General features: G+C 68.0%; 18 protein-coding genes and 1 tRNA gene. 11 read left to right on the top strand and 8 right to left on the bottom strand.

Annotated features, from left to right (window positions below; genetic code table 11):
- Positions 1 to 40 precede the first annotated feature (40 nt).
- Together LMI96_RS11535 and LMI96_RS11530 are read left to right on the top strand one after the other, a co-directional pair.
- Positions 41 to 113 (top strand) — tRNA-Thr (locus tag LMI96_RS11535).
- 527 nt (positions 114 to 640) lie between these two features.
- Positions 641 to 2,335, top strand: a complete 1,695-nt coding sequence (locus LMI96_RS11530; RefSeq protein ID WP_228361570.1) for a hypothetical protein — start codon at positions 641 to 643, stop codon at positions 2,333 to 2,335.
- Here LMI96_RS11530 and LMI96_RS11525 read toward each other — a convergent pair.
- On the bottom strand, positions 2,271 to 3,158 hold the full coding sequence (locus LMI96_RS11525) for a DNA adenine methylase (RefSeq protein WP_228361569.1): 888 nt from the start codon (positions 3,156 to 3,158) through the stop codon (positions 2,271 to 2,273). The two genes, LMI96_RS11530 and LMI96_RS11525, sit on opposite strands and share 65 nt — an antisense overlap.
- 374 nt (positions 3,159 to 3,532) lie before the next feature.
- Between LMI96_RS11525 and LMI96_RS11520 the strand changes: the two genes are divergently transcribed.
- The 4 genes from LMI96_RS11520 (at position 3,533) to LMI96_RS11505 (ending at position 7,713) form a co-directional block, all read left to right on the top strand.
- On the top strand, positions 3,533 to 4,114 hold the full coding sequence (locus LMI96_RS11520) for a hypothetical protein (RefSeq protein WP_228361568.1): 582 nt from the start codon (positions 3,533 to 3,535) through the stop codon (positions 4,112 to 4,114).
- A 275-nt stretch (positions 4,115 to 4,389) separates the two neighbouring features.
- Positions 4,390 to 4,791 carry a hypothetical protein gene (locus LMI96_RS11515; protein WP_228361567.1) on the top strand — a complete coding sequence of 134 codons (402 nt, stop codon included), beginning with the start codon at positions 4,390 to 4,392 and terminating at the stop codon, positions 4,789 to 4,791.
- Positions 4,792 to 4,837: 46 nt separating this feature from the next.
- Complete coding sequence (locus LMI96_RS11510; protein WP_228361566.1) at positions 4,838 to 7,138, top strand: efflux RND transporter permease subunit; 2,301 nt, start codon at positions 4,838 to 4,840, stop codon at positions 7,136 to 7,138.
- Complete coding sequence (locus tag LMI96_RS11505) at positions 7,135 to 7,713, top strand: isochorismatase family protein (protein ID WP_228361565.1); 579 nt, start codon at positions 7,135 to 7,137, stop codon at positions 7,711 to 7,713. The genes LMI96_RS11510 and LMI96_RS11505 overlap by 4 nt, the downstream gene beginning before the upstream one ends.
- Positions 7,714 to 7,722: 9 nt before the next feature.
- Here the strand turns inward: LMI96_RS11505 and nhaA are convergent, their stop codons facing one another.
- The 3 genes from nhaA to LMI96_RS11490 are packed head-to-tail and all read right to left on the bottom strand — an operon-like array spanning position 7,723 to position 10,599.
- Complete coding sequence (gene nhaA / locus LMI96_RS11500; protein ID WP_223722867.1) at positions 7,723 to 9,537, bottom strand: Na+/H+ antiporter NhaA; 1,815 nt, start codon at positions 9,535 to 9,537, stop codon at positions 7,723 to 7,725.
- Between the two features lie 45 nt (positions 9,538 to 9,582).
- Positions 9,583 to 10,386 (bottom strand): MOSC domain-containing protein, encoded by an 804-nt coding sequence (locus LMI96_RS16350; protein ID WP_228361564.1) that lies wholly within the window; start codon positions 10,384 to 10,386, stop codon positions 9,583 to 9,585.
- Positions 10,387 to 10,407: 21 nt separating this feature from the next.
- Complete coding sequence (locus LMI96_RS11490; protein WP_228361563.1) at positions 10,408 to 10,599, bottom strand: hypothetical protein; 192 nt, start codon at positions 10,597 to 10,599, stop codon at positions 10,408 to 10,410.
- Positions 10,600 to 10,797: 198 nt separating this feature from the next.
- On the opposite strand from LMI96_RS11490, the gene LMI96_RS11485 reads away from it, so the two are divergent.
- The 4 genes from LMI96_RS11485 to LMI96_RS11470 all read left to right on the top strand — a co-directional run bounded on the left by LMI96_RS11485 (position 10,798) and on the right by LMI96_RS11470 (position 15,120).
- Positions 10,798 to 12,468, top strand: coding sequence for an MFS transporter (locus tag LMI96_RS11485; protein WP_228361562.1), 1,671 nt, complete (start codon positions 10,798 to 10,800; stop codon positions 12,466 to 12,468).
- Positions 12,469 to 12,590: 122 nt separating this feature from the next.
- Positions 12,591 to 13,562 carry a Dyp-type peroxidase gene (locus LMI96_RS11480; protein WP_228361561.1) on the top strand — a complete coding sequence of 324 codons (972 nt, stop codon included), beginning with the start codon at positions 12,591 to 12,593 and terminating at the stop codon, positions 13,560 to 13,562.
- Positions 13,559 to 14,770, top strand: a complete 1,212-nt coding sequence (locus tag LMI96_RS11475; RefSeq protein WP_228361560.1) for an MFS transporter — start codon at positions 13,559 to 13,561, stop codon at positions 14,768 to 14,770. Before LMI96_RS11480 ends, LMI96_RS11475 begins: the two co-directional genes overlap by 4 nt.
- Complete coding sequence (locus LMI96_RS11470) at positions 14,767 to 15,120, top strand: UBP-type zinc finger domain-containing protein (protein ID WP_228361559.1); 354 nt, start codon at positions 14,767 to 14,769, stop codon at positions 15,118 to 15,120. Before LMI96_RS11475 ends, LMI96_RS11470 begins: the two co-directional genes overlap by 4 nt.
- A 625-nt stretch (positions 15,121 to 15,745) precedes the next feature.
- Here the strand turns inward: LMI96_RS11470 and LMI96_RS11465 are convergent.
- From LMI96_RS11465 to LMI96_RS11455, 3 genes are all read right to left on the bottom strand, one after another.
- Complete coding sequence (locus LMI96_RS11465; protein ID WP_228361558.1) at positions 15,746 to 16,954, bottom strand: alpha/beta fold hydrolase; 1,209 nt, start codon at positions 16,952 to 16,954, stop codon at positions 15,746 to 15,748.
- A 151-nt stretch (positions 16,955 to 17,105) separates the two neighbouring features.
- On the bottom strand, positions 17,106 to 17,810 hold the full coding sequence (gene deoD, locus LMI96_RS11460) for a purine-nucleoside phosphorylase (RefSeq protein WP_223722875.1): 705 nt from the start codon (positions 17,808 to 17,810) through the stop codon (positions 17,106 to 17,108).
- Positions 17,807 to 18,562, bottom strand: a complete 756-nt coding sequence (locus tag LMI96_RS11455; protein WP_228361557.1) for a glutamine amidotransferase — start codon at positions 18,560 to 18,562, stop codon at positions 17,807 to 17,809. Before LMI96_RS11455 ends, deoD begins: the two co-directional genes overlap by 4 nt.
- 134 nt (positions 18,563 to 18,696) lie before the next feature.
- Here LMI96_RS11455 and LMI96_RS11450 point away from each other — a divergent pair, with 134 nt between their 5' ends.
- A complete protein-coding gene (locus LMI96_RS11450) occupies positions 18,697 to 19,689 on the top strand; it encodes a nucleoside hydrolase (protein WP_228361556.1) in 993 nt (330 codons plus the stop codon).
- 51 nt (positions 19,690 to 19,740) lie between these two features.
- On the opposite strand, the gene LMI96_RS11445 is transcribed toward LMI96_RS11450, so the two are convergent.
- A complete protein-coding gene (locus tag LMI96_RS11445) occupies positions 19,741 to 20,610 on the bottom strand; it encodes a nucleoside hydrolase (RefSeq protein ID WP_228361555.1) in 870 nt (289 codons plus the stop codon).
- Positions 20,611 to 20,633: the final 23 nt, after the last annotated feature.

Genomic DNA, 20,633 nt, shown 5'->3' with positions numbered 1-20,633 from the left:
CATGTAGGATCGATCATCGTGCGCCGCGCTCGCGCGTCGCGCCACCTTAGCTCAGTCGGCAGAGCGATTCACTCGTAATGAATAGGTCAAGGGTTCGATTCCCTTAGGTGGCTCCGAACGAAGAGGCCCGGTTTTCCGGGCCTCTTCTGTTTCCCCTCGAGACTCGCCATCTCTCACCTTCGCAACCGGTGTCCCTGACGTGTCACCCAACAGAGCGTTGATCCTGGCAACGGCGACCTGATCGGTGCTCGATCCCATCCAGTGGGCGTACAGATCGACCGCCCGAGTCATGCTTGTTTGGCTCAGCCGCGTCACTACCGTGTTCGGACCGATGTTGCTCAACGATCAGACGATGCCGCCGTGTGGCGCAGATCATGAATCCGCCGTCCACCGTTGTGCTTGCTCCAGCCAGTGGACCGTTGCCAGTTCGGCCCGTTCAGCCGGCGGACGTCCGCCGACATCGGTTCCCTTCTCGCCCGCTGCCCACGCCTCGATTGTGACGCGACTGGAGGTGCAACCAGCGCCATCTACAAAGGCGATGACAAGTAACGTCGTAGCCCCTCCGCCCCGCCGGGGCGTGTGACGGTGCGCGAGGCGCGTCTCCTGCCAGACTGCTCCTGAGGCGAGGGGAAGAGCACAGATGCCGTATTTGGAGTATCCGATTGAGTCGGTCGATGTTGATGACCTGCATCTCGACGTCAGCAACTATCGGTTCGCTAACGACCAACCGACAGAGACCGCCGCGATGAACTACCTCTGGGCGGAGGAGGACGTAAAGGAAGTTGCCACGCTGATCCTGCGCGATCAATACGTGGATAACGAGTTGCCGCTCGTCGTACGCGAGGACGGGCGACTGATTCTGTTGGAAGGCAACCGACGGGTTTCTGCGCTTCTCGCTCTGCTAACCCCCTCCCTGGCTCCAGCACATCAGGGCGAGATCGAGCGGCTGCGGAAGCGCTACGCCATCGAGGCGGAGAACCTGCCGCGCCGAATCCGAGCCATGGTACTTCCGGACCGGACGACCGCTGCGCCCATCCTCGCCAGACTCCATATAGGTCAATCCAAGAAGCCGTGGAGTCTCGATGAACAGGCCAAGTTCGTGTTGGCGCAGCTCACTGGCACCACGACGCTCGATCAGTTGCGCGGAATGCTTCCGGCGATCAAGGACGTGCCGCGCGTCGTGCGCATGGGAAGAGTGCGTCAACGTCTTCGCGCTACGCACTATTCGAACGCTCGACTAGCGGACTACATCGCCGGTCCCAAGCTCACGATGTCGGCGTTCGAGTACGCCTACCGCAACACGACCATCCAGGGCCTCATCGGGCTCAGGTTCGACGACCAGGCACGGGTGGTGGGTTGGGCCTCTACTCCAGACGAAATTCGAGCGCTCGAACGACTGCTCACCGGTTTCATGACCAATGAGGTAAACACCCGTCGCGGCTTGAAGGCAGGGACAGCTGAGTACAAAAAGCTGCTCCGTGGGATGCAGGGCCTCCCCGACGAGGAGGTAGAAGAAGCGCCGCCGTCTGCGGATGAGGGGTCCGCGACCCCTCAGGAGACCCCGGCTGACGACCCAACACCTCTTGCTGACGAGGACGGTGCTCGTCGGCATGAGATCAGTTCGGGGAAGACCCCGGACGAGGTTCCGGTTGGCGACTCTGCCTCAACGGACGATGACGGAGCGAACCACATCCGCGACTACGTCACCACTGAAAAGCTGACGGGTGACGGCGGCGAAGGCGATGGCGATTCGAATTCACCGGACAGCACGAACGCGCCGCCAGGGGATGAAGACGAAACCGGTACCGAGTCAGGCGGCGTGCAGCTCGATGAACGCCGTGGCCGTGGCCCCTCCCGACCCGAGATCCGCGTGAACCTGAACACCACCGGTGTGGACGAGAGAACCCTTCCCGTGACCCTCCAGCACCGGTGGCGCGAACTCCGACAGATCAACGTCAGGGACTTCCCGGCGGCCGCGACGATGCTCATGCGTTCTATGATCGAGGCTTCCATTAAGGAACACTTCGGACTCGGAAACGGCATCGAAGTCACCGGGATGCTTAGTCAGGTGATGGTGCGCGTTACGAACGAGTACAAGACCAACGGACAGCTATCTCACGCAATCGCGACCTTAAACCGCGTCAAGAACGATGCGAGTACGACACCCGGCTCGGGACGCTGGTTCAACTTGGTATCTCATAGTGTCAACACGGACGTGACCGGCGAGCACGTACATCAAGCGTGGCGAGTCATCTTTCCGCTTGTGCGGTTCATGCTGATCGAGCGTCCGTTACCCGTGCCAGCGCAGCCTCAACCGGAGGCGACGCAATCATGAGTTCGTGGGCGCGTCCTGGGTGGCGTGCTGAGTAGTTCAACTCGTACCTACAAAGGAAGAAGTCCGCGTACAACTCTTCGATGAGCGGCGACTCGTCATAGGTCATGAACCAGTTCCCTCCAGCGCCGGAGACCACAGAGGCGAGATTCGCGTGATCCCTGGAGTCGAATGCGTTCAGGTACAACTGGGAACCGGCGCGAACGTAAGGCGGGTCGATGTACAAGAACGCCTTGGGGTCGGCCGCGTAGTCCAGGATGACGGTCCGTCCGTCGTCGTCACGAACAGTGATCTGATCGGCGAGGTTACCCAAAGCCGTAACGCGTTCCTTCAAGGTGTCCCGGTTGAAACGAGCGTCGATCTTATAGTTTCCGGCCTGATTCAGCCCACCGATGACTCCGCCGGTGAGGACCCCGGAGCGGTTGGTGCGGTTGAGGTAGAAGAACGCGAACCCGAGTTTGAGCGGATCACTCGCGTCAGCGCTTCTGTAGATCTCCCGCTGCCGCCGCCACTCATCGACAGTGAGTGGGGTCTTTTCGAGCATGGACAGGAACTCCGCGTTCTCGCGGACCACGCTCCGCCAGAACGAGTGCACCGCGGGGTCGAAGTCATTGACCACGAGTTCCTGGATTAGCCCCTCGCGCAGGAGTGCAACACCGGCACCGGCGCCGCCCGCGTACGGCTCGATGTATTTTGCGTCTTCGAGTCCTAGCTCTGCGATGAGGTCAGCGAACAGCCCGGCGAGCGCCGCCTTTCCGCCGGGGTACCGTAACGGCGAGGTAGTGCCGTAACGCCGTGTCGCCGGGATCGAAAGAGTAGCTGGCACGCCTCGGTGTCCCCTCGCTGACTTATACGGATGCGTCACGTTTGTGGCCCCGCTCGATCACTCTAAAGGGCGCACCGCTCGTGCCATGCTTCCGATTCCGGATAGTCGTCCACCGGGCATGACGCGCACGCGGCGTCGTCATCGATGCACCGTTCTAGCTGGCCGAACCCCGCTGTGTTCCACGAGGCAGCGCGACCTCTAGGAGGGTTTGTGAAGCACAGCGGCGAGATTGAGAGCTGCCGCCCGTCGTGTAGGAAGCTTCCAGCGCGCATTGTGTATCTAAGACTGCTGCTGCTCTCCACCACGCCGGGGCGTGCTCCTGTAGAGCGGCGCGCCGCGATGCACTGTCGTCCATCCGCTGGTAACGATGGACCATGCGTAGGGGGATGCAAGTGATATTCGGCGGTCTGCTGATGCTGGCAATCGTTGCAGGGGCGGCATGGGGAGTCTGGGCGCTGGTCTCGTGGTTTCTGACGCTTCCCAGCGGGACTCAGACCGCGACCGCAGCCCTTATAGGTGTGGTGTCTGTACCGCTCATCACGTACTTCACGTCGCGAGCACTGGAGCGGAGGCGATCCCGTGAGACAGCCATTCGAGAGAAGAAGACAGAGTTGTACGACGGCATGATCGTCGGCTTCATGAGGATGCTCAACCTCCAGCGACAGCAGGGCGGAGCGATGCCCGCAGCGGAGATGTTGACATTCTTCGCTGACCTGACTCCGAAGCTACTCACGTACGGCGACCGGCGCGTGATCTTGGCGTGGACAAAGTTCCGTCGAATCAGCGGGACCCCGAACGTGGACCCCCTCACCAGCATCCTGGCGTTCGATGACATGCTCAAAGCTGTGCGGGGTGACCTCGGCCATCCCACACTGATGGCAGGAAAGGGCGAACTGGTACGGACATTCGTCATAGACCTGGACGTCATGATGCAGAAGCGCAACCCCCAGAAGTGAGACATCCCGTGTCCCTGACGTGTCCCCGCAGTTTGAAAATCCGGCAATCTGTGAGGACCCTGCGACGAGTGGGACGCGAGAAGCCGTACCCCGCCATAGCCTGGTGGCACTCGTAATGAATAGGTCAAGGGTTCGATTCCCTTAGGTGGCTCCGAACGAAGAGGCCCGGTTTTCCGGGCCTCTTCTGTTTTCCCCGACGCGCCTCGGTGCCCGGGAGTTTGAGGCGGACCGGAGCGGTAGGGGATACTGCAGGGGAGGCTGCGAGGGGCGGACGAATGGGAAGCACTCTCGAGATCCTGTTCGAGACGTTCACGTGGATCGGCCTGGCCGCGGGCGTTCTGCTCGCGCTCGTCGCCCTCATCCTGACTCTCGCCGACGGTACGTGGCTCTCGGCATCCGCGGTGCTGGAACCGTCCGATCACGGTCGGATCGCGCGCTGGTTCACCCATGACGGGGGAGTGGGCGTGGCGGTGCTCTCGCCCCACGATGACGCGCACGCGGGACCGGGCGACACCGTCGAGCTGTTCTACCGCCGCGGATCGAACCGCGTTCGCCTCACCGCGCACTGGCCCCTCGCGAGACTCGCCTGGTGGCTCGCGGCCGGCTTTTTCGCGCTGGGTGTGCTGTCTTTTCTCGTGCCGCTCGTGATGATGCTGGCGGGGGAATCGCCCGGGTGATCAAACTCGGGATGCGGAAACGGAGATAGCTAGATAATCTAGCTACATGGCTTCGTCTTCTCCGAGCGATTCCGCTCCCTCGCGCTGGTTGCGTCTCGGCATCCCGGTGCTGCTCGTGTTGATCTGGGTCGCAGGCGGCTCGATCGGCGGCCCGTACTTCGGCAAGGTCGACGAGGTCTCCACGAACGACCAGTCCTCGTTCCTGCCGCAGAGCGCTGCGGCCACGCAGGTGAACGAGCGGCTGACCGACTTCCTCGGTGATGACAGCATCCCGGCGGTCGTGGTCATCGAGGGCGGTGCGGCGCTCGATGACACGCAGCTCGCCGACCTGCAGACCGTGGCCGACGACATCGCGAGCCTCGGCGGAGTGCTCGACGGCGTGTCCCCGCCGATCGCCTCCGACGACGGCGACGCCGCGCAGATCTTCGTGCCGGTGGACAGCTCCGGCGAAGTACGGGAGATCGTGGAGTCGATCCGGGAGATTCTGCGGAGCGACCTGCCGGCCGGGCTCGAGGGGTGGGTGACGGGTCCCGCGGGCTTCACCGCGGACCTGACTGAGGGGTTCCTCGGGATCGACGGGCTTCTGCTCCTGGTGGCGCTCGGAGCGGTCTTCGTGATTCTGATCATCGTCTACCGGTCGCCGCTTCTGCCGGTGCTCGTGCTGATGACCTCGCTGTTCGCGCTGTGCGTCGCGCTTCTGACGGTGTGGTGGCTCGCGAAGGCCGAGATCTTCGTGCTGAACGGACAGGTGCAGGGCATCCTGTTCATCCTCGTGATCGGTGCCGCGACGGACTACGCGCTGCTCTACGTGGCCCGATATCGGGAGGCGATCGCGGCCGGTGCGCGGCGATGGGAGGCGACCGTGCGCTCGTGGCGCGGCGCTTTCGAGCCGATCCTCGCCTCCGGTGGCACCGTGATCGCGGGTCTGCTCTGCCTGCTCCTGTCGGACCTCGCGAGCAACCGCGCGCTCGGCCCGATCGCCGCCATCGGCATCGCCTTCGCGATGCTCTCGGCGCTGACATTCCTGCCGGCGCTTCTCGCCCTCGTCGGGCGCGCGGCATTCTGGCCCTTCATCCCGAAGGCGCCGGCCGCGGAGGTCTCCGATGATGCGGACCGGCCCGTGCGCGGACTCTGGCCGCGCGTGGCGCGCTTCGTCGCGCGCCACGCCCGACCGGTGTGGATCATCAGCACGATCGTGCTGCTCGTCGGCACCGCCGGGATCACGCAGCTCAAGGCCGACGGCGTTCCCTCGAGCGACCTGGTGCTCGGGGCGTCGGAGGCGCGTGACGGACAGGACGTGCTCGCTGCCCACTTCCCCGCCGGGTCCGGGAGCCCGGTCTACGTGCTGGTCAAGGAGGCGGACGTCGCTGATGCGGCGACCGTGCTGACGGATGCGGACGGCATCGACAGTGTGTCGGTCGCTTCCGGTGATGCGCCGAGCGGCCAGGCGACCGTGACCGTGACGGATGGTGCTCTCGTGCTCGCCGCCGCGGGCCCGCCGGGAACGCCCGCCCCGACGCCGACCGTCTCGAACGGCGACGTGTTGCTGACTGCGACGTTGACGGACGCCGCAGATTCGCTGGCGGCCGAAGACAGCATCCGGGACCTCCGGGCGACGCTCGACGCGGACCTCGGCGCCGGCACCGCGCTGGTCGGCGGGCAGACTGCCATCGACCTCGACACGAACGACACGTCGATCCGTGACCGCACGGTCATCATCCCGACGATCCTCGCGGTGGTGCTGATCATTCTCATGCTGCTGCTGCGGTCCGTGCTGGCGCCGGTGCTGCTCATCGTCAGCACCGTGGTCTCTTTCGGTACCGCGATGGGAGTCAGCGCGCTCGTCTTCAACAACGTGTTCGGTTTCCCCGGCGCTGACCCGGCGGTGCCGCTCTACGGCTTCGTGTTCCTCGTGGCGCTCGGCATCGACTACAACATCTTCCTGATGTCGCGGGTGCGCGAGGAGTCGCTGCGACACGGCACGCGGATCGGCATCCGGCGCGGTCTGGTCTCGACGGGTGGAGTCATCACGTCGGCGGGTCTCGTGCTGGCAGCGACGTTCGCCGCGCTCGGCGTCATCCCGATCCTGTTCCTCGCGCAGCTCGCGTTCATCGTGGCGTTCGGTGTGCTGCTCGACACGTTCATCGTGCGCTCGCTGCTCGTACCCGCGCTCGCCTACGACATCGGTCGTGCCATCTGGTGGCCCTCGAAACTGTGGCGCGCGGGCCCCGAGGTCGACGGATACCGCGGTCCCGGCGGGCCGCAGAGCGAGGGCGCTGACGCGGACGCCGATTCGTCGGGGGCGACAGTGACCCGGGCGGAGTACCGGCGTACGCTCGAACCATGAGCAAAGCGCTGTTCATCGTCGACGTCCAGAACGATTTCACCGAACGCGGAGCCCTCGCGGTGACCGGTGGCGACGCCGTGGCCGAGCGCATCTCGCAGTACGTGAGCGATCACGCGGCCGACTACGCGATCATCGTGGCCTCGCGCGACTGGCACGACGGCGAGAACGACAACGGCGGGCACTTCGCGGCCGAACCCGACTTCGTCGACACCTGGCCCGTGCACTGCGTCGGGGGCACCTTCGGCGCGGAGTACGACGAGGTCTTCGACACCTCGCGGGTGACGCACCACCTGAAGAAGGGGCAGGGCAAGCCCGCGTACTCGCTGTTCGAGGGAACATCGGACGACGGGCGGACCGCGCCCCAGATCCTCGCCGAGCACGGCATCCTCGACATCGACGTGGTCGGCATCGCCACGGACTACTGCGTTCGCGCGTCGGCTCTCGATGCGATCGCCGCCGGCCGGCACGTGCGCGTCTTCACGGATCTCATCGCCGGCGTGCATCCCGACTCGAGCGAGAAGGCGCTCGCCGAGATCGCGCACGCGGGCGCCGAGTTGCGCCCCTCCACCCTCTGACGCGCGCGCTCAGCGGGGCGCGGGGGAGGGCGACGGGGCGGACGCCTCCAGGGCGCGGATGAGGTTCGCGGAGTCCCAGGGCCCGCGGTGACGGTGGCTGCCGATGAAGAACGTCGGCGTCGAATGCAGATCCATCAGTTCGGCGTCCAGCCGGTCGTCCTGGATGCGGCGCAGCGTCTGGGGTGAGCGGAAGTCCTCGGCGAACCGGTCCATGTCGAGCCCGATCTCCTCCGCGTAACGGAACAGGTCGTCCGTCTCCAGGTCAAGCTGGTGCGCGAAGAGCTTCCTCGACATGTCGATGAAGCGCCCCTGGCGGGAGGCGGCTTCGTAAGCCTGCGCCGCCTGCTGGGCGTGCGGGTGCGGCTGATCGAGCGGAAGGTGCCGCCAGACCCACCTCAGCCGCGTGCCGAAGTACGCGAAGACCTCGTCGATCGACCCCGTCGCGCGCCCGCAGTAGGGGCATTCGAAGTCGCCGTACTCGACGATCGTGAACTCCGCATCCACGGGCCCCTTGATGTGGTCGCGGGTCGGATCGACCGGGCGATTCAGGGTGGCCCCGACGGCCATCGGGGGGCGGATGCGGTCGCCGATGGCGATGATCGCCCAGCCCAGGCCGAACGCGAGCACCGAGGCTACCAGGATGCCGACACGCGCCAGGTCCTGAGTCTCCTCATCCGGGATCGCGATGGGCACGAGGAAGAGAGCGATCGTGAAACCGATGCCCGAGAGGGCGGCGCCGCCGGCGATCCGCTGCATCCCGAGCCCCGGGGCGAGTTGGCCCTTGCCGGCCGCTCGGAGAGCCCAGGTCGCGCCGGTGATCCCGATGAACTTGCCCGCGACGAGGGCGATGATGACGCCCCAGGTGACGGGACTCGAGATCGCGGTCGCGAGTGTCGCCGGGTCGAGGTGCACGCCGGCATTCGCGAGCGCGAAGATCGGCAGCACGCCGAACGAGATGTAGGGGCGCCAGGCGGCGTCGATCCGTTCGTTGATGGACAGCGACTCGCGAAGGCTGCGTGACACCGCCGCGGCGTAGACCGTGTTGGGTGATTCGCGGAAGGCGCGGGAGAGCTCGGCGGTGCGCTCGACGTCGGCGCGCCGCGGCGGGAAGACGGGGATGAGGAGGGCGATCGCCACGCCGGCGAGGGTCGGGTGGATTCCCGACAGCAGGGTCGCGACCCAGAGCGCGATGCCGAGAACGCCGTAGGAGAAGCCTCGGCCGAACGGCAGGAAGCGGACGGCCGCGATGGCCGCCATGAGCAGGATCGCCACGATGAACGGTGTCGGGTCGATGCCGCTGCTGTAGAAGAGGCCGATGGCGAGGAGCGCGCCGATGTCATCGACGACCGCGAGGGTCAGCAGGAACGTGCGAAGGCGCGCCGGGAACTTCGGCCCGATGATGGCGAGCGCGCCGATGAGGAACGCCGTGTCGGTGGAGATCACGACACCCCACGCCTGGGCGTTGCCGGAGGAAGCGGTGATGAGCGCGAAGATCGCCGCGGGCACGATGAGCCCGGCGATCGCCGCGGTGATGGGCACGAGTGCGCGGGTGCGGTCGGTGAGCTCCCCGATCGTGAGCTCGCGTTTCACCTCGAGTCCGACCAGGAAGAAGAAGAGCGTCATCAAGCCGTCGTTGACCAGCGAATGCAGCGTCGAGTGCAGCTGCATGTCGCCGATGCCGATCGTGACCGGCATGGACCACAGGTGCTCGTAGCCGTCTCCCCAGGGAGAGTTCGCCCACACGATCGCCAGCACGGTCGCGGCGAGCATGAGCGCCGCCGCGCGCCGGTCGGGATCCGCGAGTCCTCGTTTAGGGGTGCCCATGGGTCCATCCTGGCCCGGAAATCGGGCGGGCGGACGCCCGTGTCGTCAGGAGGCGACGATCGCGACCTCGTCGCCGACCCGGATGCTGCCCGCCGACCCGCCCGCGGGCAGCAGCAGAATGCCCAGAGTCGGCTCCGCCTGCGCGAACGTGCTCGTGAGCACGCGCAGAAGCCGCGCGTCGCGTTCGCCCGAGTCGGGGTTCGCCATGATCGCGGCGCACCGGCCGATCGGCCGCTGCACCTCGAACACCACATCGCCGACCTTCACGCGCCCGGCCCAGCGCAGTTCCGCCCAGGCCTCCGTTCCGGAGATGACGATGTTCGAGCGGAAGCGGCGGTCATCGACGGGTGCGTCGACCGCCGCGTCGACCGCGGCGACGGATGCGGCGCCGTGCAACGAGACGTAGCCTCGGGGCCGATCCTGGAACCGCGACGTGCGTCCATCGCCGACGAGTCGGAGCGGCAGCTTTCCGGAGCCTTCGAGCCGCCGCGAATCGCTCGTGCCCGCGAGGAACGTGGCCGCCACCTCTTCGAGAGCGCGGCGGCCCGCATCATCCAGGCCAGCCTCGATCAGGGTGCGCCCGCCATCCGACAGGCGAACCGTGCCGGTCGCGTCGTCGAATGCCATCCGGAGACGCGCGAGCGTCGGAAAATCCATCAGCGAGAGCCCGTGGCTCTTCGGCCAGTAATCGTCGCCGTCGCGCTCCTGTGGCTCGGCCGCATCCGCGAATCGGAACGCCAGCACCCGGTCGCCCTCGATCCGGCCGTCGGCCTGCACGACGAGCTCGTCACGGGGCTCGGGCGTGAAGCCCTTGATCGGGTAGCGGAAGAGCGCGGCGACGTGAGGCACGCCTCATCCTCGCATCACGGATCAGTAGTCGGTGCGGGCCTCGATGCCGATGTCGAGCGTCGTCTCGTCGCCGGCCCACGCGTTGAGCGCGGCGATGAGCTGCCGGTGCAACCAATCTGCCGGCAGAGGGACGGTGAGCGCCGCGAGCTGCGCGCGGCGTTCGTCCGCGGTTCCGACGAGGTCGTCGGGGGTCGGGGGGAGCGAATCGGTCATCGCGGGTCCTTTCGAGGGCGACCGTGCGGCACGCGTCCGTGTCGAGGTGTGCCGGGAACACTAAGTGCGCCCGGCGAGATCGGTGTCCGACACGAGTCGAGACAACCGGCGCGGGGAGGTCACCGTGCGGCCGTCTCGACGTTCGTCCGTCGCGCGGTCGCCGCTGCCGCACTAACGTTGCGCGCGGAGGCGATGCCGATGACCGTCCCCGTACCGGCCACGCACGATCCGGCCGCGCAGGATTCGAGCGTGACGCGTTCGCGGGCGACCGCGTTCGCGCCGTTCACGGTGCGCATCTTCCGCATCCTGTGGCTCGCATCTCTCGTCAGCAACATCGGCGGGTGGATGCAGTCCGTCGGTGCGCAGTGGTTCCTCATCGAGGGTGACAGCTCGCCGGCCCTGGTCGCGCTGGTCCAGACGGCGGCAGCTGCCCCGGTCATTCTGCTGGCGATCCCCGCGGGCGTTCTCGGTGAGCTGTTGAACCGGCGCCGGGTGCTGATCGCGACGCAGCTCGTGCAGGTGGGAGTGGTCGCGGTGCTGGTCGGGCTCACCTGGCAAGACGCGCTCACCCCCGGGTCGCTGCTCGCCGCCACACTGGCGCTCGGGGTGGTGTCGGCCATCCAACTGCCGGCGTACGAGGCGATCGTTCCCGACATCGTGCCGAAGCCGATGATCGCGGATGCGGCGGCACTCTCGTCGACCGGGATCAACCTGGCTAGAGCCGTGGGTCCCGCACTCGCCGGTCTCGTCGCTGCCCAGGTCGGATTGGCGGCCGTGTTCGCACTCAACGCCCTGTCGTTCGTGTTCTTTCTGATCGTGCTGGTCGCCTGGCGCGGCTACCGCCCGCCGCCGGTGCGAGCCGAACCGTTCCTCGATGCGAGCCGCGCGGGACTCCGTTACGTTCGTCATTCCGCGATCGTCCGGAAGATCCTGGTGCGGTTCTGCTTGTTCCTGCTCCCCGCGAACGCGCTCTGGGCACTGCTGCCCGTCGTCGCTGCCGGCACCCTGGGGCTGTCGGCCGCCGGCTACGGTCTGCTGCTGGGCGCGCTCGGCGTCGGTTCGCTGCTCGGTGCGACGGTTCTCGGGAAGGCGCGCGCGCGGCTCGGCGTCAACGGAACGGTGATGTGGGGGAGTGCGGCATACGGCGCGGGGCTCATCCTCGTCGTCGTCTGGCCGACGCTCTGGGTCACGATTCCCGTTCTGCTCGTGACGGGTGCTGCCTGGATCGCGGTTGTCGCGACCGTCAACGGCACGATCCAGGCATTCCTCCCGGTGTGGGTGCGCACTCGCGGTCTCTCCATCTACCAGCTCGCCTTCTACGGACCGACCGCCGTGAGTGCCGTCGTGTTGGGCGTGCTCGCGGATCGCTGGGGGAGCGAGGCCGTGATGGTCGTCGCCGGCGGCCTGACCGTGCTCCTCGCCGTATCGCAGGTGATCTGGCGGCTCCCCGAGACGCAGGGCATCGGTCGGGAGATCGTCCCTATCCCCGGCGAGACGATCGAGCACCTCAGCGACGAGGATGACGCCGTCCTGGTGCTCGTGCATTACACGGTGGCGCCGACGGACCGCGCGGAGTTCGTGCGGACGATGGCGTGGGTCGAGCAGGCCCGCCTGCGTACCGGCGCACGCGCCTGGCGGCTCTACCGCGACCCCGCGCGCGACGACCGACTGGTCGAGGCGTTCACGGTGGGAAGCTGGCGCGAGCACCTGAGTCAGCACGAGGCGCGCACCACCGAATACGACGGCGATTTGCTGGACCGCGCACGGGCGCTGAGCGTGGGTGTGCCGACCGTCGATCACCTCGTCGTCATGCCCCGCCCGCACCATCCTCGACACCCGTCGAACCCCACCGACCGGCCGCCGCTCTAGATTTGTGAACGCTCCCAGACATCGGAGGACACCATGACGTTGCGCTCGCGTTCGCTCTGCCCGACGCTTCTCGGGAGGAGCGGCCCCGCCCGAATCGCTGCGGCGCTCGCTCCGGGGGCGTCATGACTTCCGCATCCGGTGCACGCGTGCCCATCGAGCCGCAGAGCGTGGATGCGCCGCTCACCGGCTCGGCGGTCTTCCTCGTGCTCACGGTTCGTGAGGGCGCCGAAGCGATCGATACGGTTCGTCAGACGCTCGGCGCGCTGGGCGAGGTCGTCAAGAACGTCGCCTTCCGCGATCTGACCGCCGCTCTGGCGTGCACGGTCGGCATCGGCGCCGCGGTGTGGCCCGCCCTGACGGAGAGCCCGCTGCCCGCGGAGCTCCATCCGTTCCCGCCCGTCGTCGGCGCTCATCACACCGCGATCTCGACCCCGGGCGACCTCTTGTTCCATATCCGATCGGACCGGCGCGACCTCTGCTTCGAACTCGAACGCCAACTCCTCGACCTCCTCGCCGGCAGCGTCGACGTCGTCGATGAGACCGTCGGGTTCCGCTACTTCGACATCCGCGATCTCCTCGGATTCGTCGACGGCACGGCGAACCCGGTCGGCCCGGCCCTCCCCGACGACACGCTCGTGGGCGACGAGGACCCGGCCTACGCGGGCGGAAGCTACGTCGTCGTGCAGAAGTACACGCATCCGATCGACAAATGGCATGCGCTCACAACCGAGCAGCAGGAAGCCATCATGGGCCGCACGAAGGCCGACAATATCGAGCTCGATGATGCCGACTCCGGACAGAAGTCGCACAAGACGCTGTCGACGATCGTGGTCGACGGGGTGGAGCACGACATCCTTCGCGACAACATGCCCTTCGGCAGTCCCGGCAGCGGCACGTTCGGCACGCACTTCATCGGATACTCGCGGCACCTGTGGGTCATCGAGAAGATGCTCGAGCGCATGTTCATCGGCGACCCGCCGGGCCTGCACGATCGTTTGCTCGACTTCTCCACCCCGCTCACCGGCTCGACCTACTTCGTGCCGGCGGCGCCGTTCCTGGACGGCCTCGCCGACCTCGGCGGCGACGATCAATGACGGCGACCTCGGCGGTGGGTCGTTCGGGCATCTCGCACGGTGCCGGATTCTGGGTGGTCGCGGGGACCTTCCTGCTGGTCATGGCCTACTCGACGGTGCCGACACCGCTCTATCCGCTTTATCAGGAGCGCGACGGGTTCCCCGTCTGGATGATCACCGTCATCTTCGCGGCCTACGCGGTGGGCGTCGTGTTCAGCCTGTTCTTCGTCGGGCACATCAGCGACTGGGCGGGGCGGAGACGGATGCTGCTCATCGCGGTGCTGATCTCCGTCCTGTCGGCTGTCCTGTTCCTGGTGTGGACCACGCCCGAGGGGTTGATCGTCGCGCGTCTCGTGAACGGCGTCAGCGTGGGCGTCCTCACCGCGACGGCCACGGCGCACCTCGGTGAGCTGCGGGCGGCGGCGCGCCCGGACGAGAACACCATCCTGGCCGCATCCGTCGCCGGTGCCGCGAATCTCGGCGGGCTCGCGATCGGTCCGCTGGCCGGCGGACTGTTCGCCGAGTTCCTGCCCGATCCGCTCGTGCTCCCGCACGTGGTGTTCCTGATCGTTCTCGTCATCGCGGGGATCGCGGTGACCGCCGTGCCGGAGACGGTGACACCACCCGCGACGGTGCGCTACCGGCCGCAGCGACTCGCCGTGCCGCCCGCGTCGCGGGGCGCATTCGTCGCCGCCGGATTCGGGGCCTTCGCCGCGTTCGCCCTACTGGGATTGTTCACCTCGCTCGCACCGACCATCCTCGGCTCCACGTTCGGGGTGACCGACCACCTCGTCGCCGGCGCGACCACGTTCGGCGTGTTCGGGGCGGCGGCCGCCGGGCAGGTGCTGCTCGCGAGAGTGGCGCTGCGCCGTCAGCTCATCGTGGCGACCCTCAGCTGCGGCATCGGACTCGTCGCCGTCGCGACCGGCGCGCTCGCCCCTCAGCTCGCCGTTTTCATCCTCGGCGGAATCGTCGCCGGCCTCGGCGTCGGCGTGCTCTTCAAATCATCGATCGCGACCGCGGCAGGACTGTCGGACCCCGCGCGGCGCGGCGAGACCCTCGCCTTCATCTTCCTGATCGCCTACTGCGGGCTGGCGCTCCCGGTGCTTGTGGTCGGGGCTGCGCTCACCGTGATCCCCGAGAACGTCGTGCTCGTGGTGTTCGTGGCATTCGTGCTCACCTGCACCGTCTCGGCCGGCATCGTCATGACGCGAAAGGCGAAGAAATGACCACCATCGCTGACAGCATCTGCCCCGATGTTCCCCCGTCCGGTCCGGGATGCGTCGAATGCGACGCCACGGGCAGTTGGTGGCTGCACCTCCGGCGTTGCGCCTTCTGCGGGCACATCGGATGCTGCGACGACTCGGTCGACAAGCACTCCACCGCGCACGCGCAGGCGACCGGACACGACGTGATCCAGAGTTACGAGCCGGGGGAGGACTGGTTCTGGAGCTTCTCCGCCGCGAGCTACGTGGAAGACGGCCCCGAGCTCGCTCCGCCGCGTAGTCACCCGCGCGGTCAGACGACCCCCGGGCCCGCCGGGCGCGTGCCCGCGAACTGGCGCGACCTGATCGGGTAGGGGTTCGGGGGTGCGGGCCGGGCGTGGGGTGCGGGGGTTGTGCCGCATCCCCCCCCCGGATGGTGTGACGTGGCGGGTATGAGGCGGCGTAGAGCCTGCCGAGGTGAGGGCGATCAGCCCAGACGAGGATGATTCGGCTCCAAATCCCCTCGGCTCGGCGGATGATCCTTGTCTCGGCAGGGTGGAGCTGGGCGGGGTGGGTGAGACCTGCCCAGCGGCCAGGCGCATCGCGCGGGGTTTGTGCCGCATCCGCCCCCCGGGTGGTGTGGCGTGGCAGGTGTGAGGCGGCGGGGAACCTGCCGAGATGAGGGTGTTCAGCCCAGGTGAGGGTGATTTGGTTTCAGATCCCCTCGTCTCGGCAGATGGTCCTCGTTTCGGTGGGGCGGAGCGGAGCTTGGCCGCATCCGCTCCTCGGATGGTGTGAGGCGGCGGGGGAGCCCTGCCGAGATGAGGGTGATCAGCCCAGGTGAGGGTGATTCGGCTTCAGATCCCCTCGTCTGGGCGGATGGTCCTCGTCTCGGCGGGCCGGGTAGACCATCCCCGTTCGGCGGATCGACCGACACCACGCGCGGATGCGGGTGCAGACACCAGGCCCGGATGCGGGTGGATGGTGCACGCCGCAGAGTCAGCAGTTGTTCGGGCGTTGCCCGGCCTCGACCTCCGCGAACCACTCGAGAACTGCGGGCAGCGACGCGTAGGCCGCCAGAGCGTGCGTGACATCGGGGAAGGTGTGGAAGGTCACGTCGGTCTGCTGCGCGCAGAGCAGTCGCACGTACCCCTCGGTCGCGGACGGGATGACGAGCGTGTCAGCGAGTCCCTGCCCGACGAAGACGGGCACCGTAAGGGGTTGCCCACCGGCACTGTTCTCGTGCAGCAGGGTCTGCCACGGTTCGGTCGTCGCCGGGTCCGATGAGACGTAGGCGCCCACGAGCGGATCGGCGATGCCGTGGATCTCCTTCGCCTGCGTGAGGCAGAGGGCGGCCATCTCGGGGGTCGCCTTCGCGCCGGCGGGTGTCAGGATGGCGGTGATCTCGCCCCCCGGATAGCGGTCGGCGTACGCCGCTTCGTACGCGGGGATGGCGAAAGACGCGATCGTGGTTCCCGACAGGTTGACGATGTCATCGGTCATGAGAGCGGCGAGGTCGGCCGCCGGCGCAGCCACGGCGACACCCTCGAGCGTCAGTTCGGGGGCGTACGCGGCCGCACGCTCGGCCGCGAAGAGGGCTGCCTGGCCGCCCTGCGAATGTCCCCACAGCAGCAGCCGGTCTCCGATGTGCGCCTCGTCGATGGAGCGAGCGGCCCGCGCGGCGTCGAGGACGCGATGGGCAGCAGGAACGCCGAGGAGGTACGACGAGTCGATCGCGACACCGAGCCCCGGGTAGTCGGTCGCCACGATCGCGTAGCCGGCGGCGAGGAGTTCGTGCAGGCCCTCGATCAGCTGGAACGGGTCGACGGCGAGCGAGGGAGCGCACGGCGGTGCCGCTCCCGTCGTGGGATGCGCCCACGACACGATCGTCCGGCCGCCTGGGGGAGCCGCGCCGTCGGGCACGATCAGCACGCCGGAGACGGGGATGTCCGCTCCCGCGAGATCCTGCGAGTGGTACAGCAGCCGCCACGCGGTGGTCCCCGCGGGTGCGCTCGCGATGGGCTCGCTGCGGATCACCGTGCCGGGGGCCGCCGTCGGCATGGGCGAGGGCGGCGCGTAGAACGCTGCATCCGTCGCCTTCTCGGCTTCGCCCTCGGTCACTCGGCGGATGGCGTCAGCGGCAATCAGCACGACCAGGATGGCGGCCGCGGCGCCGAGGGCGAGAGTGACCGGGTGTCTGGATCGCACAGCGCTCCTCACCGCCGGAAGAGGGAGCGGCGGCAGTGGCTTCACCGTAGCGTCGCGACACCGGTGCGTCTACGGCGATGCCCCGCGCCGCGACACCGGGTGGCGTGCCTGCCGGCCGCGACACCCGGCGATGCCCCGCCCGCCGCGAGAATCAGCGCAGGGCCGCCAACGCCAGCTCGAGCGCGGCATCGAACGACGTCTCGCGTTCGTGCGACGAGAGCGAGACCCCGGTCGCCGGCACGTCGGTGACCGTCAGTACGGTCAGGGTTCGCACGTGCTCGGCGGCGCCGACCGCGTAGAGTCCCGCGGCCTCCATCTCGACCGCGAGAGCGCCGTGGGCGGCCAGGCGGTCGAACATCCCTTCCGGGGTGGCGTAGAAGTGATCGGAGGTGAACACGGCCCCCGTGTGGACGGTCGCCTCGACGCTCTCCGATGCGCCGACCGCGGCGCTCGCGAGCGTGAAGTCGGGCACGTGGCTGAACACGATTCCCGGGATTCGGGAGGCGCTCATCGCCGAGTCGGTGTGCGCGGCCGTGGCGATGACGATGTCGCGCACCTCGACCGAGGGATGGATGCCGCCGGCCGTGCCGACGCGCACGATGTCGCGCACGCCGTAGAACCGGGCGAGCTCGGTCGCGTAGATCGTCATCGACGGCGATCCCATGCCCGACGCCATCACCGTGAGCGGCTCGCCGCGGTAGGTACCCGTGTACCCGAGAATGCCGCGAACATCGGTGACGAGCGTCGGGTCGTCGAGGCGCGTTTCGGCGATGCGCCGCGCACGATAGGGGTCGCCGGGCATGATCACTTTCGGGGCGATCTGCCCGGGCAGGGCGGCGATGTGTGCAGTGCTCATGCGAGTTCCTCCTGTGAGAGCCACCGGACGAGCCGGTCGAACAACTCGCCGTAGCCGGGCCAGGCGAGAAACGCGGGCGTGGCCCAGTGCGGGGCCAGGTCGGAGCTGAACGCCGCGGTGCGCCCCGCCCCATGGGTGCCGACGACGAGGAGCGGATGCTCCCCCGCGGTCGCGAGCACGTCTGCATCCGGCTTCGCGATGAGTTCGTTCAGCCCGAGGAGCAGCGGCCAGCGCGGGTCGAGCGGATCGACGATCGGATGCGGCTGCGAGACGAGCGGGTCGACGCCCGAGGGAAGCTCGATCCGGTCGTCGCGGTCGAGGATTCGAACCGGCAGCACGTCGGCCAGCGCGGTTCGTCCCCATCGTGCCTTCGCGTCGATCCCGGAGAAGCTCAGGTAGCCGCCGATCATCACGAGGCCGCCGCCCGCGGCGGTGAACTCCGTGAGCGCGCCGATGGCGTCGTCGACGGGACGGGAGTGCGAGAAGACGGCGGGCGGCAACTGGAACGTGTTCGCCCCGACGTCGGAGATGACGATGACATCGGCGAGGCCGGCCAGCTCTGCGGCGCTCGCCGGCAGGTCGAACTCGATCCGGTGCGAGGGGATGCGGGTGACGTCGTGGCCCCGCTCTTCGAGCGCCGCGACGAACTCCGCGCCGCCTTCTTCGTACTCGGACGACGTGAACGTGTCGAAGCCCTTCTGATGGATCGAGTGCACGAACCAGGACTCTCCGACGAGCAGAACGCGTGACATGTATGCCATGCAAATGCATTTGCAACATCCGCGCCAGCCTCTCCGGTTACGTGCGCGTAAAATCTGCCGCACGGGGCCGCTCCACGGTGCGCCGAACGCCTTCGCCCCACGGCGCGCTCGGATAGTCTCGCCCGATGATTCCTCTCGTTGTCGACACCGACACCGCCGCCGACGACTGCTTCGCTCTGCTGGTCGCCCTGCTCGATCCGCGCGCCGATCTGAAGGCCGTGACCATGGTCGCCGGCAACGTCGGGTTCGCCCAGCAGGTGCACAACGCGCTCCTGACGATCGCCCTCGCGGGGCGTGCCGGAGAGGTGCCCGTGCATCTGGGCGCTGACCGCCCGCTCCTTCGCGACTGGGTCGACGCGGTCGACGTGCACGGCGATGGTGTCGGCGGCATCCGTCGCCCCGCGGACGGCCAGGCCACGTCGCCCGAGCACGCGGCGCAGGCGCTCATTCGGCTCTCCCGCGAGTACGAGGGCCGGCTGCGGATCGTCGCGATCGGGCCTCTCACGAACATCGCGCTCGCGGTGCGACTGGACTCCGGGTTCGCCGCGCGCATCGACCGGCTCACCGTCATGGGCGGATCGATCAACGGCCGCGGCAACATCACCCCGGCTGCGGAGTTCAACATCTACGTCGACCCGGAAGCGGCAGAGATCACCGCGCGTGCCGGGTTCGGTGACCTTCGTTTCCTCACCTGGGATCCGGTGACCCTCCGCGATGCGGTGTTCGACCAGGCGCGCGTCGACGAGATCGCCGCTCTCGGCACGCCGCTTTCCCGCTTCTTCGTGCGGGCCAATCAGGCGACGTTCGACTTCGACATCCGCGCGGGGATCAACGGGTCGACGCACCCCGACTCGCTGTCGGTCGCCCTCTCGCTCGACGAAGACATCGTGCTCGAGTCGGCACCCTTCGAGGTCACGGTCGAGACCGCCGGGCACTCGACGCGTGGCGCCACCGTCTTCGACTGGCGGTCCAGCACCCCCAACGCGACCGCGCCGACCCGCATCGACGGCGACCGCTTCTTCGCCTATCTCGCGGGCATTCTCGCCCTCGCCCCGCCGACACCGGATGCGGTCGTCGCCGCGGTCGACGCTCTGCCCGCCGCGCCTGCGGAGCGGTAGGCGCCGGGGTTCGTGCTCGCGCCGCTCCGCCCCGGGCCCGCCCCGCGCCGCTCAGCCCTGCGCCGCGACCACGCCGTCCACGATCGCGCGGGCCACGGCGCCCTCCTCGAGCTCGACGATCCACCGGGTGGTGCCGGCCGCATCCGGGACGAAGGTCGAGACGCCGGATGCGGACACCGTCACGTTCCCCGGCGCGGACAGCGTGAACAACTCGGGCCGGGTGAGCGCGAGCACCGTCACCGGGTCGTGCGGCACGTTCCACGTCTCGTTCCAGAACGCCCACCACTGGTGGATGTCGCGCTGCAGCGCGGTGCCGAGCGGCCCGCTACCGGCGATCTCGTCTATCTGTTCGGCGCGCAGCTGCACCCGCCGGGTGGCATCGAGCGTCGCGATCGTCGTCGGGATGCGGGCGCCGAGTACCCGCTGCGTGGCGGTGACGTCGCTGCGGAAGTTGTGCTCCGGCTCATCGCTGGCGAATCCGCCGCCCATGAGCCAGAGGTGCCGCACCGCTCCGGCGAAGTCGCCATGCCGTTCGATCGCGGCGGCGATGTTGGTGAGGGGTCCGACCGCGACGACGTCGATCTCGCCGGGGTTCGCGAGCACGGTCTCGATCAGAACGTCGACGGCATCGCCCGGCGCTACGGGTTCTTCTTCGAGATGCTCGTGCAGCGTGCCCTCGTGACCGGCCCACCACACCTCTCGTCCCGAGAGCGTGAGGCCGGTGCCGGCGTACGCCCGCACCTCGCGACCGGCCAGCCGTGCGTAGCGAGATGCGAGGCGGGCCCGCAGCAGGGTGTCGCCGTAGACGGTGGTTACGGCGCGGAGGTCGACCGACGGTTCTCCGAAGAGCACGGCCAGCGCGAGGGCGTCGTCCACGTCCGTGCCGAGGTCGGTGTCGAAGATCACGGATCGAGTTCGCATGGTTCATTATGTCGACCCAAAAC

Origin of the sequence: Microbacterium sp. cx-59 (genome assembly GCF_020805625.1) — a bacterium.
Taxonomy (GTDB): domain Bacteria; phylum Actinomycetota; class Actinomycetes; order Actinomycetales; family Microbacteriaceae; genus Microbacterium.
The sequence above is the reverse complement of the archived record's forward strand: the minus strand, read 5'-3'. Positions and strand labels throughout refer to the sequence as shown.

Excerpts from the sequence above, each read along its gene's own strand:
- LMI96_RS11475 (WP_228361560.1), top strand. The coding sequence starts at position 13,559 with ATGACGGCGACCTCGGCGGTGGGTCGTTCGGGCATCTCGCACGGTGCC.
- LMI96_RS11510 (WP_228361566.1), top strand. The coding sequence starts at position 4,838 with ATGGCTTCGTCTTCTCCGAGCGATTCCGCTCCCTCGCGCTGGTTGCGT.
- LMI96_RS11445 (WP_228361555.1), bottom strand. The coding sequence starts at position 20,610 with ATGCGAACTCGATCCGTGATCTTCGACACCGACCTCGGCACGGACGTG.
- LMI96_RS11485 (WP_228361562.1), top strand. The coding sequence starts at position 10,798 with ATGACCGTCCCCGTACCGGCCACGCACGATCCGGCCGCGCAGGATTCG.
- LMI96_RS11450 (WP_228361556.1), top strand. The coding sequence starts at position 18,697 with ATGATTCCTCTCGTTGTCGACACCGACACCGCCGCCGACGACTGCTTC.
- nhaA (WP_223722867.1), bottom strand. The coding sequence starts at position 9,537 with ATGGGCACCCCTAAACGAGGACTCGCGGATCCCGACCGGCGCGCGGCG.
- LMI96_RS11515 (WP_228361567.1), top strand. The coding sequence starts at position 4,390 with ATGGGAAGCACTCTCGAGATCCTGTTCGAGACGTTCACGTGGATCGGC.
- LMI96_RS11490 (WP_228361563.1), bottom strand. The coding sequence starts at position 10,599 with ATGACCGATTCGCTCCCCCCGACCCCCGACGACCTCGTCGGAACCGCG.
- deoD (WP_223722875.1), bottom strand. The coding sequence starts at position 17,810 with ATGAGCACTGCACACATCGCCGCCCTGCCCGGGCAGATCGCCCCGAAA.
- LMI96_RS11480 (WP_228361561.1), top strand. The coding sequence starts at position 12,591 with ATGACTTCCGCATCCGGTGCACGCGTGCCCATCGAGCCGCAGAGCGTG.
- LMI96_RS11520 (WP_228361568.1), top strand. The coding sequence starts at position 3,533 with ATGCGTAGGGGGATGCAAGTGATATTCGGCGGTCTGCTGATGCTGGCA.
- LMI96_RS11505 (WP_228361565.1), top strand. The coding sequence starts at position 7,135 with ATGAGCAAAGCGCTGTTCATCGTCGACGTCCAGAACGATTTCACCGAA.
- LMI96_RS11455 (WP_228361557.1), bottom strand. The coding sequence starts at position 18,562 with ATGTCACGCGTTCTGCTCGTCGGAGAGTCCTGGTTCGTGCACTCGATC.
- LMI96_RS11470 (WP_228361559.1), top strand. The coding sequence starts at position 14,767 with ATGACCACCATCGCTGACAGCATCTGCCCCGATGTTCCCCCGTCCGGT.
- LMI96_RS11530 (WP_228361570.1), top strand. The coding sequence starts at position 641 with ATGCCGTATTTGGAGTATCCGATTGAGTCGGTCGATGTTGATGACCTG.